This is a genomic window from Pseudomonas sp. NFACC45, assembly GCF_900113505.1.
Classification (GTDB): Bacteria; Pseudomonadota; Gammaproteobacteria; order Pseudomonadales; family Pseudomonadaceae; genus Aquipseudomonas; species Aquipseudomonas tehranensis.
On sequence record NZ_FOPO01000007.1, the window covers coordinates 100911 to 116140 of the forward strand.

The window sequence follows — 15230 nt, forward strand, 5'->3', positions numbered from 1 at the left end:
ATGTTTGGTAAATTAAGTTGGGAAGCGATCCCGTTCCACGAGCCGATTGTCATGGTGACCCTTGCCGTGATCGCGCTCGGTGGCCTGGCGTTGTTCGCAGGGATCACCTACTTCAAGAAGTGGACCTACCTGTGGACCGAGTGGCTGACGTCGGTCGACCACAAGAAAATCGGCGTGATGTACATCATCGTTGCCATGGTCATGCTGCTGCGCGGTTTTGCCGACGCCATCATGATGCGTACTCAGTTGGCCATGGCCACCGAGGGTTCGCCTGGCTACCTGCCGCCTGAACACTATGACCAGATCTTCACCGCCCACGGCGTGATCATGATCATCTTCATGGCGATGCCATTCTTCACCGGCCTGATGAACCTTGCAGTGCCGCTGCAGATCGGCGCGCGTGACGTGGCCTATCCGTTCCTGAACTCCCTGAGCTTCTGGCTGCTGGTTTCCGGCGTGGTGCTGATCAACCTGTCCCTGGGCGTTGGCGAATTCGCCAAGACCGGTTGGGTTGCTTATCCACCGCTGTCGGGACTGCAATACAGTCCGGGCGTGGGGATGGATTACTACATCTGGGCGCTACAGCTATCGGGGCTTGGGACAACGCTAACGGGGGTCAACTTCCTGGCAACCGTGCTGAAGATGCGTACCCCGGGCATGAAACTGATGGACATGCCGATCTTCACCTGGACCTGCACCTGGGCCAACGTACTGATCGTCGCTTCGTTCCCGATCCTGACCGCTACCCTGGCTTTGCTGACGCTTGACCGCTACATGGATTTCCACATTTTCACCAATGAACTGGGTGGAAATCCGATGATGTACGTCAACCTGTTCTGGGCCTGGGGTCATCCCGAGGTGTACATCCTGATTCTGCCGGCGTTCGGGATTTTCTCCGAAGTCATCTCGACGTTCTCCGGCAAGAAGCTGTTCGGCCACCACTCGATGATCTACGCCAGCGGCGCGATCTCGGTGCTGGGCTTCATGGTTTGGCTGCACCACTTCTTCACTATGGGTTCGGGTGCCAGCGTCAACGCCTTCTTCGGTCTGGCGACGATGCTGATTTCGATCCCGACCGGTGTGAAGCTGTTCAACTGGCTGTTCACCATCTACCAGGGCCGTCTGCGTTTCACCAGCCATGTGCTGTGGACCCTGGGCTTTATGGTGACCTTCGCCATCGGCGGCATGACCGGCGTACTGCTGGCCATCCCGGGTGCGGACTTCGTGCTGCACAACAGCCTGTTCGTGATCGCGCATTTCCATAACGTGATCATCGGCGGCGCGGTATTCGGCTACATCGCCGGCTTCGCCTTCTACTTCCCGAAAGCGTTCGGCTTCAAGCTGCACGAGGGCTGGGGCAAGGCTGCATTCTGGTTCTGGATCTCGGGCTTCTTCGTCGCGTTCATGCCGCTCTATGCACTGGGCTTCATGGGCATGACCCGTCGTCTGAACGCCACCACCAACCCTGAGTGGGTGCCGTACCTGTACGTTGCCATGTTCGGCGCGGTGATGATTGCCGTGGGTATTGCCTGCCAGTTGATCCAGTTGTACGTCAGCGTGCGTGACCGCAAAAAGCCAGAGAACATGTGCGAGCACGGCGACCCGTGGAATGCCCATACCCTGGAATGGTCGACCTCGTCGCCTCCGCCGTTCTACAACTTTGCCGTGCTGCCGAAAGCCGACGTCATCGACCCGTTCACCGAAGCCAAGGAAAACGGTACCGCGTACCAGACTCCGGCCAAGTACGCGCCGATCCACATGCCCAACAACACCGCGACTGGTGTGGTCATGGGGGCACTGCTGACTGTGTTCGGTTTCGCGATGATCTGGCACATCTGGTGGCTGGCCATCGCCAGTCTGGTCGGCACCGTGGTGTATTTCACCATTCATGCCGCCCGTGACGATCAGGGCTACATGGTGCCGGTGGATGTCATCGAGCGCATCGAAGCCGAGCAGCACAAACGTCTGGTCGCGGCCGGGAAAGTCCCTGCCTCCGCCACCCGTGTTGAAACCTCGTTGGAACAGGCTTAAACCATGTCGAATTTAGTGACCACTGTTGGACACGCCCATGGTCATGACCATGGGCACGATGACCATCACCACGACTCGGGCGAGATGACCGTATTCGGTTTCTGGCTCTACCTGATGACCGACTGCATTCTGTTTGCGTCGATCTTCGCGGTGTACGCGGTGCTGGTTAACAACGTCGCCGGTGGCCCGTCGGGCCACGACATCTTCGAGCTGCCGTACGTGCTGGGCGAAACCGCACTGCTGCTGTTCAGCTCGATCACCTATGGCTTCGCCATGCTGGCGTTGTTCAAGGGCAAGAAGACCCAGGTTCTGGGCTGGTTGGCCATGACCTTCCTGCTGGGCGCCGGCTTTATCGCCATGGAGATCAACGAGTTCCACATCCTGATCGCCGAAGGCTACGGCCCTAGCCGCAGCGGCTTCCTGTCCGGGTTCTTCACCCTGGTCGGTACCCACGGTCTGCACGTGACCAGCGGTCTGATCTGGATGGCGATCATGATGTACCAGGTCCACAAAAACGGCCTGACCGCCACCAACAAGACGCGCCTGAGCTGCCTGAGCCTGTTCTGGCACTTCCTGGACGTGGTGTGGATCTGCGTATTCACCGTTGTTTATCTGATGGGGACCCTGTAAATGGCTAACGCACATTCCCACGATGGCCACGACGCCGGCCACGGCAGCGTCAAGTCCTACGCCATCGGCTTCATTCTGTCGGTGATCCTGACCGTCATCCCGTTCGGCCTGGTGATGTACCCGACGCTGCCGAAAAGCCTGACCCTGTGGATCATCCTGATCTTCGCCGTGGTCCAGGTACTGGTGCACCTGGTGTACTTCCTGCACCTGGACCGCTCCGCAGCCCAGCGTAACAACGTGGTCGCGTTTGTCTTTGCCGCGATCGTCATTGTCCTGCTGGTCGGTCTGTCGTTGTGGATCATGTTCAGTATCCACACCAACATGATGGCGCACTGAGGAAAGTCCGGATGTCCTTAAAGCACTTTATCCAAATCACCAAGCCGGGGATCATTTTCGGTAACGTGCTTTCTGTGGCAGGCGGGTTTTTCCTGGCCTCGAAAGGGCATGTCGATCTGGCCATCTTTCTGGCGGCGATGATCGGCACTTCCCTGGTGGTGGCGTCCGGTTGTGTATTCAACAACTGCATCGATCGCGACATCGACATCAAGATGGAGCGCACCAAGAACCGCGCCCTGGTCCAGGGCCTGATCCCGGTGCAACTGGCCCTGGCGTTCGCCTCGGTGCTGGGTGTGGCCGGTGTGGCGCTGCTGTACTGGGTGGCTAACCCGTTGGCTGCGCTGTTCGCGGTGATCGGTTTTGTCATCTATGTCGGTTTCTACAGCCTGTACCTCAAGCGCAAGTCGGTTCACGGCACGCTGGTGGGCAGTCTGTCGGGGGCGATGCCGCCAGTGATCGGTTACGTGGCGGTCAGCAACAGCTTCGACATGGCGGCGCTGACGCTACTGGTGATGTTCAGCCTGTGGCAGATGCCACATTCCTACGCCATCGCGATCTTCCGCTTCAACGACTACCTGGCCGCCTCGATTCCGGTGCTGCCGGTCAAGCGCGGCATCCAGGTGGCCAAGAAGCACATCCTGCTCTACATCCTGGCCTTCCTCGTGGCGACCTTGATGCTGACCTTCAGCGGCTACGCCGGCATGAGCTACCTTGCCGTCGCCGCCGCCATGGGCATGTACTGGTTGTACATGGCCTGGACCGGCTACAAGGCGGTGGATGACACGGTCTGGGCACGCAAGCTGTTCGTGTTCTCGATCTTCACCATCACCGCCCTGAGCGTCATGATGTCCCTGGACTTCAAAGTGCCGAGTGAGCTGCTGCTGACTTACGCGCCTTAAGCTTCAGACGCTGCACAAAAAGCCCCGCCTTCGAGAGAAGCGCGGGGCTTTTTGTCTAGGTGGGGCATGGATTGGCTGTCATTCGTCGCAATAGATTTTGGTTTGTTGAACTGTGCGCAATTTGCCTATAGTTTCTGCCATGCGTACCCTATTTTTTGAAACGACTACGTTCACCGCCACGGTTGGCCATTACCTGACTGACGATGAATATCGCGTGCTTCAGTCCTATATGCTGCAGCATCCAGAGGTCGGCGACGTCATGCCACGTACTGGCGGCTTTCGTAAGCTGCGCTGGTTCGATGAACGTCGTGGCAAAGGGAAGCGAGGTGGGTTGCGAGTCATTTACTATTGGCTCATGAATGATCGTCAGTTCTGGATGTTCGCGATTTATGACAAGGACGAGTTGGAAAACCTGACCTCCGAGCAAGAGAAGACGCTCAAGCGCGCCATAGAAGCAGAGTTGAAAGCACGAGGTACCTTATGAATAAACGTGATCTGTTTTCCGAGATGATGCAAGGCGTCGGGGAGATGGCCGCTCAACGGGAGGGCAAGATTACCCTTCGTCAGATATCGATCGAAGACAAGCCGGTTCCCGAGGTGTCGGCGCAAGAAATCGTAGCGTTGCGCGACAAGCTCCATATGTCTCAGGCCGTTTTTGCCAAGAGCATCAGGACCAGTCCTGGCACCCTTAGAAACTGGGAGCAGGAGAAGTCCAAACCCAACGCCCAAGCGGCTCTTCTGATCAGGCTGGTCGAGAAGTTTCCAGATATGGTCGAGCGGCTCGCAGCTGTTTGAGGCGCTCCTTTCCATGAAAAAGCCCCGCTTTCGAGAGAAGCGCGGGGCTTTTTCATGAGCATTGCCCGGGCTGCCGATGTTCCTGTGGGAGCGGGCTTGCTCGCGAAGGCGGTGGGTCAGTTGACGGTGATGGCGGCTGACACGCCGCCTTCGCGAGCAAGCCCGCTCCCACAGGTGCTATGGCGAGCACATAATCTGCGAACGCCGCTGATCCATTGTGGGAGCGAGCCTGCTCGCGATGAGGCTGGCACTTTCAGCATCGACGCAAGTGAACCACCGCATTCGCGAGCAAGCCCGCTCCCACAGGTATTGGCGGCGGGCTGATCACCGCCGAGCAAGAAGGCTTACTGCTGGGCGATGCTATAGCCGTCGAACGCTTTCTGCTGTTGCAGGGCGGTGACGATGCTTTTGCGGGTGACCGGTTGTTCGGTGCCGTCGTTGTCCAGGAAGATGTCATTTTCCAGCTCGGCCTGGTCGCCTTCGCCAACGAAACTGAAGCCCAGGAATTCGAAGGCCTCGCGGTCGACGTTCGGCTTGGAGCGTGGGGTGCGCAAGGGGAGAGTGACGCTGATGCCGTCCTTGCTGATGACAAACACTTCGGCCTCTTTCTTGGGCCGCGAAGCCTTGCCTTTGCTGCCGCTCGGGTTGCTGATGGCCTGGTGGGTCTGGTTCAGCACTTTCAGGGCCAGGCCATAAACCAGTTCCTGGAAGGTCGGGTCATCCTTGTAGCTGGACAGGATGCGGCTGATGGGGAAGCGGCTGCTCAGGTCTTCCAGTGCTGCGAAATCGGCGGCTTCGGCGTCCTTGAGCTGCTTGAGCTGGCCCATCAGTTCGTAGGCCTTGTCATCGTCGAACGCGTCATGGGCCTGGCGGATGGCGTTGCGCAGCTCACGGATCTGGTCGCTTTCGCGGTTCGACTGGAACGCATCGAGAACCATCTCACTGATGCTTTTGGCCTGAGGCAGATGCTGTGAAAGATTGATGGAGTTTTCGTATTCCGCTTTGGACGACAGGGTGACTACGGATTCAGCGGTATTGGAATCGGACATTGAAATTTCACTACTTCTGTTAGCTGGATGAGGCGAGAAAGGCGTTGAGCTTTTTTCCGGTCGCCTAATCTATTGGACCCGGGCGGCGTTGTCACGGTTGAACCGTTGGCAGGTTGGCATTTGTTGTTCAGGTACGCTTCATTGGCAGATCACATTCTTGCCGGCCACCTTGGAGCGATACAGCGCCTGGTCCGCCCGGTCCAGCAGCATCGTGTGCGGCTCATCCTCACGCCGCTGCACCACGCCAAAGCTCATGGTGACCTGGAAATCGCCCACCGGCAGCAGGTCGGACAGACTCCGGCGAATGGTCTCAGCCATCAGGCAGGCGTCGGCCAGGGAGGTATTGGGCAAAATCATGATGAATTCATCACCCCCCCAGCGTGCGAGCAAGTCGCCGTCGCGTTCGCAGCGTTTAACGGCTTGCACCACTTGCACCAGCGCTGCGTCGCCGAAAGCATGGCCGTAACGATCATTGATGTCCTTGAAGTCATCCACGTCCATGGCGATCAGTGACAACGGCTCGCGAAAGCGCTGGGCGCGCTCGCAGGCCAGCGGCAGGGCCTGTTCGAGGCGATAGCGGTTGGCGACCCGCGTCAGGGCGTCGGTCTCGGCAAGCCTGCGGTTTTCGTCGAGCTGGATCTGCAACTGGCGGTTGACCCGGGACAGTTCAAGTGTGCGCTCCTGGATGACGGCTTCCAGCGATTTGTTGCGCTGTTCCAGTTGTTCGAACAGACGCTTCTTGTCGTCAATGCTGCGATGGGCGCCGATCATGCGCGCCACGGTGCCGTCGGGGTTGCGGGCGATCACATAGCCACGGTCCTCGATCCACATCCAGGAGCCGTCGCGCATGCGACAGCGGTATTCGGCCTGGTAGTGATGGGCGCGTTGTTGCAGGTGGTCGTCGAACAAAGCCATCACCTGCCGATAGTCATCGGGATGGATCACGCTTTCCCACGTCAGCACAGTGTTATCGAGTGAGTGAGGCGGATACCCCAGCATCGTGTACCAGCCAGGGTTGCGGTAGACGAACCCGGTGTTGGCGTTCCAGTCCCAGATGCCATCGCTGACCAGCTCAAGGATGGTGTGCAGCACACCTTCGTCCAGACCGGACAGGTCGAGGCGCAGCATATCGATGTTCGAGGCGTCGCCCATCGTCGTTTCCTCAATCAGCCTTGATATCAAAGTGCTCGTCCAAGGATGAAGAGTAGCCGATGGGGCGCGAGGGGTACTAGCGGAGGCGATACCTTGAGCGTAGGAGCTGTCGAGCGAAGCGAGGCTGCGATCTTTTGATCTTTCGCTTGGGAGTCAAGCGTCTGGGGAAAGATCGCAGCCTCGTTGCACTCGTCAGCGCCTACGTTGTCACTCGGCTGGGGTTTGGGGTTTGCCCCATTTCTCCAAGGCAAACTCGACGAAGCTGCGCAACTTCGGCAAACGGTAGCGATCCTGGGCGTACATCAGGTTCATTGGGCGATGAGGCAGTTGATAGTCCTGCAGCAGCGCTACCAGTTGGCCGTCCTTCAAATCCTGCTCCACCAGCGCGTCGGGCAGCATCACTACGCCCATGCCGGCCAGGGCGGCGCGGTGCAGGCCCGAGGAACTGTTGATCAGCATCGGTCCGTTCACCGGTACTTTGATTTCTCCGTCCGGGCCGTTGATGGGCCAATGATCCTGGGCGAACCGCCACTCGTCGCCCGCCGGATAAGCGAATGACAGGCAGTCATGCTGTTGCAGGTCGACGGGTTTTTCCGGTGTGCCTCGCCGGGCCAGGTAAGCCGGGGAGGCGCAGATGGTCAGGGTGTAGTCCATCAAGGGGCGGGCGATGCATTTCGGGTCTGGATGACCCAGGCGGATGGCGACGTCGAAGCCGTGCTCAAGCAGGTCCAGGCGTTGGTTGGTCAGCACCACGTCGAGCTTGACCTGCGGGTGACGCTGGCTGAACTCGGCCAGGGCCGGCGCGAGACGTTCGGTACCGATGGTCAGCGGCGCGGTGATGCGCAAGAGGCCGGTGGGCTCGCCCTGGGTCTGCTCGGCCAGGCGTTCGGAGTCGGCCACCAGCCCCAGCACTTCTGAGCAGCGCTGATAGTAGACCGAGCCGAATTCCGTCAGGCGCTGACGACGGGTCGTACGGTTGATCAGGCGCACGCCGAGACGTTGCTCCAATGCACGAAGATGATTGCCCACCATGGTCGTAGACATTTCGCACGCTTGGGCCGCCGCAGTCAGGCTGCCAGTTTCTACCACCTTCACGTAAACGGTCATTGCCTGGAACAGGTCCATTATCAAGCTCAGCTTTTAAATGATTGAAGTAAAGCAGCATTTATCCATCAGGAGTGGCTAACCATACTGGAAAAAACCACCTGATGGAGCTTGAAGCCATGACCGCCACCTGCCTGATGACCACTTACCAACCCCTGGCGCTGAATTTTACCCATGGGTTGGGTACGCGCCTGTGGGATCAGGACGGTCGCGAGTACCTGGATGCGGTGGCGGGCGTGGCCGTGACCAACGTCGGCCATTCCCACCCTCGATTGGTGGCGGCTATCAGCGAGCAGGCTGGCCTGCTGCTGCACACCTCCAACCTGTACGGCATCGACTGGCAGCAACGGTTGGCGAAAAAACTCACTCAGCTCTCGGCAATGGAACGGGTGTTTTTTAACAACTCCGGTGCCGAGGCCAACGAAACCGCACTGAAACTGGCGCGCCTTTATGGCTGGCACAAAGGTATCGAGCAGCCACTGGTGGTGGTCATGGAGAATGCGTTTCACGGACGCACGTTGGGCACCTTGTCCGCCAGTGATGGCCCGGCGGTGCGCTTGGGCTTCAATCGGTTGCCGGGGGATTTCATCAAGGTGCCATTCGGTGATCTGGCGGCGCTGGACAATATCCAGCAGGTCCACGGCGAGCGCATCGTTGCGGTGCTGGTGGAACCGATCCAGGGCGAGAGCGGTGTGCAACTTGCACCGCCAGGCTATCTCAAGGCCTTGCGCCAACTGTGCACCCGGCGCGCCTGGTTGCTGATGCTCGACGAGATCCAGACTGGCATCGGCCGCACCGGCCAATGGTTTGCCTTCCAGCACGAAGGCATCGTGCCGGACGTCATGACCCTGGCCAAGGGCTTGGGCAATGGCGTGCCCATCGGCGCCTGCGTGGCCCGGGGCAAAGCCGCTGAACTGTTTACGCCTGGCAGCCACGGCAGCACCTTCGGCGGTAATCCGCTGGCCTGTCGGGTGGGTTGCACGGTGCTGGACATTATCGAGGAGCAAGGTTTGCTGGACAACGCCAGGCACCGCGGCGAACAGTTGCTCAATCGGTTGACGACCGAACTGGCGGACAACCCGAACGTGCTGGCGATTCGCGGCCAGGGCTTGATGATCGGCGTCGAACTCAAGCAGCCGGTCCGCGACCTGAGCCTTTGCGCCGCACGCGACCACGCTCTGCTGATCAATGTCACCCGGGGCAAGACCATCCGCCTGCTGCCGCCGTTGACGCTCGATGGACGGGAAGTGGAAATGATCGTCAGGGGCGTGAGCCGCTGCCTGGCGCAGGTGTAAGCCAGGCGAGACGCAGCGCACGGAATTTTTGCCAAATGCTGCGTTCCAACGCCAGCCAGAGTCGATAGCCTAAGCTCAGGTACTTCAGAACCAAAATACCAGGAGCATCTTCATGTTCACCTCGCGTCGCTTGATTGTTGTCGCAACCGCTGTGGCCCTGCTGTCCGGCTGCGCGTCGCCTAATCCTTATGACAACCAGGGGCAAGCCTCTACAGAGTCCTCCGGCATGAGCAAGACTGCCAAGTACGGCGGCCTCGGTGCCCTGGCCGGTGCGTTGGCCGGGGCGGCCATCAGTCACGATAACCGTGGCAAGGGTGCATTGATCGGTGCTGCGGTTGTGGGGGCTTCCGCAGCCGGTTACGGTTACTACGCCGACCAGCAGGAAAAGAAACTGCGTGCCAGCATGGCCAATACCGGTGTGGAAGTGCAGCGCCAGGGTGACCAGATCAAACTGATCATGCCGGGCAACATCACCTTCGCCACCGACTCGGCGAACATCGCGTCCAGTTTCTACCAGCCGCTGAACAACCTGGCCAGCTCCCTCAAGGAGTTTAACCAGAACCAGATCGAAATCGTGGGTTACACCGACAGCACCGGCAGCCGCCAGCACAATATGGATCTGTCGCAACGTCGTGCACAGAGCGTGGCGACCTATCTGACCTCCCAAGGTGTCAGTGGCGCCAACCTGACGGCCCGCGGTGCCGGCCCGGACAATCCGGTGGCGAGCAATGCCGACGTCAATGGCCGCGCGCAGAACCGTCGTGTCGAGGTCAACCTCAAGGCGATTCCTGGACAGCAATATCAGGGGGCGCCGGCGCAGCAGGGGCAGACTTACCAGCAGTACCCATAACCGCTGGGCTGCAAATGAACGGGGGTCGTGGAAACATGGCCCCCGTTTTTTTGGGCTGTCATTTCCCTTCAGGTTGACACCAAAGCCTGTGGCGAGGGGATTTATCCCCGTTGGGCTGCGAAGCAACCCTGAAATCAAACACCTCGGTGTGTCAGTCCGATTGAGTGGACAGCTTTGGGGCTGCTTCGCAGCCCAACGGGGATAAATCCCCTCGCCACAAAAGTGTTCACTTGGGTTCAATTCGCCTCTTTCACCGCACTCAGAAACGCACACGTACGCTCCTGCTGAGGATGCTCGAAGATCTGCGCAGGAGTCCCTTGTTCGTGGATCTGCCCTTTGTAGAAAAAGCACACCCGGTCGGCGAATTCCCGGGCGAAGCCCATCTGGTGGGTCACCATCAGCATCGTCAGGTTGTGCTCGGCCCCCAGCTTGCGGATCACATTCAGCACTTCGCCGCACAACTCCGGGTCTAGCGCCGAGGTCACTTCGTCAAACAGCATCACTTTCGGCCGCATCGCCAGCGCCCGGGCAATTGCCACTCGTTGCTGCTGGCCGCCAGACAACTGCGAAGGGTAATGGTCGAGCTTGCTGCCCAGCCCCACCAGCTCCAATAAATCGGCGGCGCGCTCCCGTGCTTCTTTCGGATTCATGCCCAGCACCTGCACCGGCGCCTCGATCACGTTTTGCAGCGCGGTCATGTGGGGGAACAGGTTGAAGCTCTGGAACACCATGCCGATCTTGCCGCGCACGCGGCGGATGTGCCGGTCGTTGGCCGGCACCAGCACGCCGTTGCGGTTGGGCATGTGGGTCAGGGAGTCATCTTCGATGCGGATCTGGCCTTGGTCGATGCCTTCCAGGGTCATCAATACCCGCAACAATGTCGACTTGCCCGAGCCGCTGGGGCCGATGATTGCGACTTTTTCACCGGGCGCGACGTCCAGATTCAGATGATCGAGTACCGTAAAGCTGCCATAGCTTTTGGTCACGTCCTGGAAACTCACGATCGGCCGGGACGGTGTCTGATCTTGCATGGCCGGGGCCTCCTGCTGCGACGCCAGTGTGTTGCGCCGGGACAAATCGGTGGGCGAGGACAGGGGTAAAGTCATTAGCGTAGCTCCATGCGCGTTTCAAGGCGCCGTACCAGCCAGGCCAAGGCGAGGCTCAGGGCGAGAAAGAACAGGCCGACCATGGTGATCGGCTCCAGGTAACGGAAATGCTCGGAGCCGATGTTCTTGGCCTGCTGCATGATTTCCACCACGGTGATCGCCGACAGCACCGGCGTGTCCTTGAGCATCGCCACCAGGTAATTGCCCAGCGGCGGTATGATCGGCCGCAGCGCCTGGGGCAGGATGATGTTGCGGTAAGCGTTGTACGGAGCGATGTTCAGCGCCGTCACCGCTTCCCACTGCGCCCGCGGCACCGCGTCGAGGCCGCTGCGATAGACCTCGGCGATGTAGCAGGCGTAGTGCAGGCCGATACCCAGGATCCCCACTTGCATGGCCGTCAGGCTCAAGCCGTAGTTAGGCAGCACGTAGTAAAGGAAATACACCTGGATCAGCAGCGGCGTACTGCGAATGAACTCGATCACGGCGGTGGCCGGCCATGACAGCCAGACTTTTCGGCTGCGCCGACCAATGGCCAGGAACAGCCCCAGGACAATCGCGATCAGAAAGCCGATCAGGGTGATGCCCACTGTGTTGAGCGAGGCGCGCAGCAAGTCCGGCAGGATCTGTGCGGCGTAGGACCAGTCGAACAGGGTCATGACAGACCTCCACGCATCCGGCCCCGGCTCAGTCGTCGTTCGACATGGCGCATGCCCAGGTTAATGGCCTGGGCGAGGATGAAATACATCACCAGCGCCAGGCTGAAGATCTCCAGGGTCTGAAAGGTTGCCTGATCCAGCTGCCGCGCGCGAAAGCTCAGGTCGGACAAGGTGATCAGCGACACCAGCGAAGTGTTCTTCAGCAATTCGATCAGCAGGTTGGTGCCCGGTGGGATCGCCGCCAGCAGGGCCTGGGGCAGGATGATCCGTTTGAAGCGCTTGAAGCCGCTGAAATTCAGCGCCGTGCAGGCTTCGTATTGCCCCTTGGCGACCGAGCTGATGGCGCCGCGCATGACTTCGGCACCATACGCGCCGATGTGCAGACCCAGGCCGACAATTGCCACCGCGTAGGGGCTCAACTCGATGTTGAACGGTGGCAGTGGCAGCACGAAGAACAACCAGAACAACTGCACCAGCAGCGACGTGCCCCGAAACACTTCGATGTAAGTGATGGAAAACCAGCGCAGCGCTCGCCACGGTGACAGTCGTCCCAGGGCCGCCAGGACCGCAGCGACAATGGCCAGCAGCGAGCCGAAAAAGGTCACCTGAAGCGTGACCCAGGCCCCTTGAATCAATAACGGAAGTAATTCGCCCATGGTTCAACCCGATATCCGATGAAGCAGGGAACAGGCATCACGCAGCGCGCGTCATGCCTGTTTCGGCTATGGCTGAGCGCAGAGCTCGGCCGCGGTTTTGCTGGTCACGTTGGACTTGTCGAAACCGAACGGCGCAACGGCCTTGAGGTGTTCTTCAGAGCCTAGCCATTTCTTCAGCTCGGCATTGACCGCATCGCGCAGGTCTTTGTCTTCGGGGCGGAAGGCCAGGGCGCCGTAGCCGATGTGGGACGGGTCGTCCTTGAACTCGGTCATCGCTTCAACCTTGTCACCGCCCTTGCTGGCCAGGCCCTTCATGGTCAGTTGCGTGCCGACGGCCGCGTCCGCGCGACCGGCGCGCACCGCTTGCAACTGCGCGGTGGTGTCGGGGACCTGAAGGATCTGTTCATCCTTGACCCCGGAATCCCGGGCGTACGCCAGGTTTACCGTGCCGGCCATGATTGCCAGCTTCACGTCCGGTTGCTCGGCGATGTCTGCATAGCTGTGCAATTGCTTGGGATTACCCTTGGCCACGAGCAGGGCATCGGGCAATTGATATTGCGGATCGGTGAACAACACCTGCTTGCAGCGCGCCGGGGTGATGTACATGCCGGCGGCAATCACGTCGAAACGGCCAGCGCGCAGCCCGGGAATCAGCGAGCCCCATTCGGTGAGTACGCCGTTGACCTGCTGGATGCCCATTTTGGCGAAGATGATCTTGGCGATTTCTGGCGATTCACCGGTCACGGTGCCGTCGGTTTCGGTGAAGGCGAACGGGGTTTCGTTGGCGTAGCCGATCCGGATGCTGCTGTTGCTTTTGACGGTATCGAGGGTGGCGGCGTGAACGCTGCCGGCCAGGCCAAGTACGGCACAGGTCATTAAGAGCCGACGCAGGGGCGCGCTGGTGACGGGAAGGAAATTGCTCATCGATAAAATCTCCTGTTTCTTGTGGATCCGTCGTTGGACGGCTCTGTGGTAGGAGGCAGTGGTACAAGAGCAAAGCGTACAGCGGCTGATCCGGCCTTGGCCTGGAATCGGGAACGGCGCCGGTACAGGTCGATCCGGCTTTTTTGTCGGGGGGTGAACCCGCCTGGATGACGACCTTGGACCGAGCATACAAAAGCCCCGGCACCGATTGTATTGCACTAGGACAATTGCTTTGCCGCGATAGCCGCGGGATGCTGTGCGCACCAGAACACAGGCGGGTTGCAGCGTCATGGATAAGTGGAAATCAGCCTTGGAAGTCGCCCGCAGCGGTGAGTCCAAATACAAGATTCTGGTCCAGGCCATTGCTGACGATATCGAGCAGGGCGCCCTGGCCAATGACCAACGCCTGCCGCCGCAACGGCAAGTGGCGGACGCCATGGGCATCAGCGTGCAGACCGTCACCAATGCCTACAAGGAGCTGGAGCGCCAGGGGCTGGTGCGCTGTGAAGTGGGGCGCGGCAGCTTCGTTTCGCGACGCATGAGTGACCGGGTCGCGACCTACATTCTCGACAGCCCCGAGCGCGCGCTGGTGGATTTTTCCATCACGCGAATCATGCACACCCGCGAGCACGACCAGTTCTGGCGCGACACCTGCCTTGAATTGAGCACCGAAGAAGACCAGCCGTGGATTCATGCTTTTCGTCCGATCGCAGGTTTTGAATCCCATCGCGAAGCGGCCGCCCAATGGATTGGCCGCCAGAGGTTGAAGGTTGATCGCAACGACATATTGATCACCAACGGCGCGGCCCATGGGATCTTCCTCGCCCTCGCGTCCCTGGCGGGGCCCGATGATGTGGTGCTCTGCGAAGGAGTGACCGACCACGGAGTGATCGGCAATTCCCAGGTGCTGGGTTTCACCCTCAAGGGCCTGGAGATGGATCGCTATGGCATCGATCCTGAACACTTCGAGGACATGTGCAGCAACGAGCGCATCACCGCGCTGGTGTGCACGCCGAACCTGAACAACCCCACCACCAGCCTGATGCCCGACACCCGCCGCCGGGAAATCGCCGAGATTGCCCGGCGCTTTGGGGTGCACATCATCGAAGACGACGTATACGGTCCGCTGCTGGATGAACGCCGTGCGCCGCCCATCAGTCACTACCTGCCGGAGCTGTCGTTTTATTGCACCAGCATGACCAAGTCGGTGCTCACGGGGCTGCGCATCGGTTATCTGGTGGTGCCCAAGCGCCTGGCGCTACGCACCGAGAGCATTCTGCGGGTCAACAGTTGGATGGCCACGCCGATGGTCTCGGAGATTGCCGCGCGCTGGATCCGCGATGGGCGTGCCGAGTCGCTGGTGCATTTGCAGCGCCGGCTATTGGCGGGGCGTCAGGCGATGGTGACGGAGTACATGGGCGAGCACGTGCTGGGCCAGCATCCCCACGCGTTGAACGCCTGGATCGGCATCCCGCCCCATTGGGAGGTGGACAGCCTGGTGCGGGCGCTACGACACAAGCACATCGCCGTGACCTCTCCCGACCCGTTCACCGTGCGCGGCACCCCCAAACCGCGTGCGGTGCGGGTCTGCGTAGGCGCCGAATGCAGCGATGAGGAAATGCGCCATGCGCTGATCGGCATGCGGGACATCTTCAACCAATACCCGCAGATCCATGATTTCTGAAACGCCGAATTTGTGAACGACACATCCCCTGTGGGAGCGAGCCTGCTCGCGATAGCGGTGCGA

Annotated in this window: 16 protein-coding genes; 9 read left to right on the forward strand and 7 right to left on the reverse strand. The window is 60.0% G+C overall.

Annotated features, from left to right (window positions below; genetic code table 11):
* From cyoB to BM132_RS14650, 6 genes are all read left to right on the forward strand, one after another.
* The gene (cyoB, locus tag BM132_RS14625) at positions 1–2031 is read left to right on the forward strand and encodes a cytochrome o ubiquinol oxidase subunit I (protein WP_092393904.1); all 2031 of its coding nucleotides are present in this window, start codon (positions 1–3) and stop codon (positions 2029–2031) included.
* Between the two features lie 3 nt (positions 2032–2034).
* A complete protein-coding gene (locus BM132_RS14630) occupies positions 2035–2661 on the forward strand; it encodes a cytochrome o ubiquinol oxidase subunit III (RefSeq protein WP_014340103.1) in 627 nt (208 codons plus the stop codon).
* Positions 2662–2997: a cytochrome o ubiquinol oxidase subunit IV gene (gene cyoD / locus BM132_RS14635; RefSeq protein WP_025211927.1), complete on the forward strand. Its 336-nt coding sequence runs from the start codon at positions 2662–2664 to the stop codon at positions 2995–2997.
* Between the two features lie 11 nt (positions 2998–3008).
* Entirely contained in the window at positions 3009–3896 is an 888-nt protein-coding gene (gene cyoE, locus BM132_RS14640) for a heme o synthase (protein WP_092393901.1), read from the forward strand.
* Positions 3897–4035: 139 nt separating this feature from the next.
* Positions 4036–4380, forward strand: a complete 345-nt coding sequence (locus BM132_RS14645) for a toxin (protein WP_092456203.1) — start codon at positions 4036–4038, stop codon at positions 4378–4380.
* Entirely contained in the window at positions 4377–4691 is a 315-nt protein-coding gene (locus tag BM132_RS14650) for a helix-turn-helix domain-containing protein (RefSeq protein ID WP_092393895.1), read from the forward strand. The genes BM132_RS14645 and BM132_RS14650 overlap by 4 nt, the downstream gene beginning before the upstream one ends.
* 344 nt (positions 4692–5035) lie before the next feature.
* On the opposite strand, the gene BM132_RS14655 is transcribed toward BM132_RS14650, so the two are convergent.
* The 3 genes from BM132_RS14655 to BM132_RS14665 form a co-directional block, all read right to left on the reverse strand.
* On the reverse strand, positions 5036–5740 hold the full coding sequence (locus BM132_RS14655; RefSeq protein WP_092456206.1) for a hypothetical protein: 705 nt from the start codon (positions 5738–5740) through the stop codon (positions 5036–5038).
* 138 nt (positions 5741–5878) lie between these two features.
* Positions 5879–6892, reverse strand: a complete 1014-nt coding sequence (locus BM132_RS14660; protein ID WP_092456209.1) for a GGDEF domain-containing protein — start codon at positions 6890–6892, stop codon at positions 5879–5881.
* Positions 6893–7099: 207 nt separating this feature from the next.
* Entirely contained in the window at positions 7100–8017 is a 918-nt protein-coding gene (locus BM132_RS14665) for a LysR family transcriptional regulator (RefSeq protein WP_092393886.1), read from the reverse strand.
* 98 nt (positions 8018–8115) lie between these two features.
* Between BM132_RS14665 and BM132_RS14670 the strand changes: the two genes are divergently transcribed.
* Together BM132_RS14670 and BM132_RS14675 are read left to right on the forward strand one after the other, a co-directional pair.
* On the forward strand, positions 8116–9291 hold the full coding sequence (locus BM132_RS14670; protein ID WP_092456527.1) for an aspartate aminotransferase family protein: 1176 nt from the start codon (positions 8116–8118) through the stop codon (positions 9289–9291).
* 112 nt (positions 9292–9403) lie between these two features.
* Complete coding sequence (locus tag BM132_RS14675; protein WP_092456211.1) at positions 9404–10141, forward strand: YiaD family glycine zipper/OmpA-like lipoprotein; 738 nt, start codon at positions 9404–9406, stop codon at positions 10139–10141.
* 236 nt (positions 10142–10377) lie between these two features.
* On the opposite strand, the gene ehuA is transcribed toward BM132_RS14675, so the two are convergent.
* From ehuA to ehuB, 4 genes are all read right to left on the reverse strand, one after another.
* On the reverse strand, positions 10378–11247 hold the full coding sequence (gene ehuA, locus BM132_RS14680; protein WP_092456214.1) for an ectoine/hydroxyectoine ABC transporter ATP-binding protein EhuA: 870 nt from the start codon (positions 11245–11247) through the stop codon (positions 10378–10380).
* Positions 11247–11903: an ectoine/hydroxyectoine ABC transporter permease subunit EhuD gene (gene ehuD, locus BM132_RS14685; RefSeq protein ID WP_092393876.1), complete on the reverse strand. Its 657-nt coding sequence runs from the start codon at positions 11901–11903 to the stop codon at positions 11247–11249. Before ehuD ends, ehuA begins: the two co-directional genes overlap by 1 nt.
* On the reverse strand, positions 11900–12559 hold the full coding sequence (gene ehuC / locus BM132_RS14690) for an ectoine/hydroxyectoine ABC transporter permease subunit EhuC (protein ID WP_092456217.1): 660 nt from the start codon (positions 12557–12559) through the stop codon (positions 11900–11902). The genes ehuD and ehuC overlap by 4 nt, the downstream gene beginning before the upstream one ends.
* 66 nt (positions 12560–12625) lie before the next feature.
* Positions 12626–13483, reverse strand: a complete 858-nt coding sequence (gene ehuB / locus BM132_RS14695) for an ectoine/hydroxyectoine ABC transporter substrate-binding protein EhuB (RefSeq protein WP_092456220.1) — start codon at positions 13481–13483, stop codon at positions 12626–12628.
* A gap of 289 nt (positions 13484–13772) precedes the next feature.
* Between ehuB and BM132_RS14700 the strand changes: the two genes are divergently transcribed.
* Positions 13773–15167, forward strand: coding sequence for a MocR-like ectoine utilization transcription factor EhuR (locus tag BM132_RS14700; protein WP_092393867.1), 1395 nt, complete (start codon positions 13773–13775; stop codon positions 15165–15167).
* The last annotated feature ends 63 nt before the right edge of the window (positions 15168–15230 follow it).

Coding starts and splice junctions, on each gene's coding strand:
- BM132_RS14665 (WP_092393886.1), bottom strand. CDS start 8,017: ATGGACCTGTTCCAGGCAATGACCGTTTACGTGAAGGTGGTAGAAACT.
- cyoB (WP_092393904.1), top strand. CDS start 1: ATGTTTGGTAAATTAAGTTGGGAAGCGATCCCGTTCCACGAGCCGATT.
- ehuB (WP_092456220.1), bottom strand. CDS start 13,483: ATGAGCAATTTCCTTCCCGTCACCAGCGCGCCCCTGCGTCGGCTCTTA.
- BM132_RS14650 (WP_092393895.1), top strand. CDS start 4,377: ATGAATAAACGTGATCTGTTTTCCGAGATGATGCAAGGCGTCGGGGAG.
- BM132_RS14700 (WP_092393867.1), top strand. CDS start 13,773: ATGGATAAGTGGAAATCAGCCTTGGAAGTCGCCCGCAGCGGTGAGTCC.
- cyoE (WP_092393901.1), top strand. CDS start 3,009: ATGTCCTTAAAGCACTTTATCCAAATCACCAAGCCGGGGATCATTTTC.
- ehuC (WP_092456217.1), bottom strand. CDS start 12,559: ATGGGCGAATTACTTCCGTTATTGATTCAAGGGGCCTGGGTCACGCTT.
- BM132_RS14645 (WP_092456203.1), top strand. CDS start 4,036: ATGCGTACCCTATTTTTTGAAACGACTACGTTCACCGCCACGGTTGGC.
- ehuA (WP_092456214.1), bottom strand. CDS start 11,247: ATGACTTTACCCCTGTCCTCGCCCACCGATTTGTCCCGGCGCAACACA.
- ehuD (WP_092393876.1), bottom strand. CDS start 11,903: ATGACCCTGTTCGACTGGTCCTACGCCGCACAGATCCTGCCGGACTTG.
- BM132_RS14630 (WP_014340103.1), top strand. CDS start 2,035: ATGTCGAATTTAGTGACCACTGTTGGACACGCCCATGGTCATGACCAT.
- BM132_RS14660 (WP_092456209.1), bottom strand. CDS start 6,892: ATGGGCGACGCCTCGAACATCGATATGCTGCGCCTCGACCTGTCCGGT.
- cyoD (WP_025211927.1), top strand. CDS start 2,662: ATGGCTAACGCACATTCCCACGATGGCCACGACGCCGGCCACGGCAGC.
- BM132_RS14655 (WP_092456206.1), bottom strand. CDS start 5,740: ATGTCCGATTCCAATACCGCTGAATCCGTAGTCACCCTGTCGTCCAAA.
- BM132_RS14675 (WP_092456211.1), top strand. CDS start 9,404: ATGTTCACCTCGCGTCGCTTGATTGTTGTCGCAACCGCTGTGGCCCTG.
- BM132_RS14670 (WP_092456527.1), top strand. CDS start 8,116: ATGACCGCCACCTGCCTGATGACCACTTACCAACCCCTGGCGCTGAAT.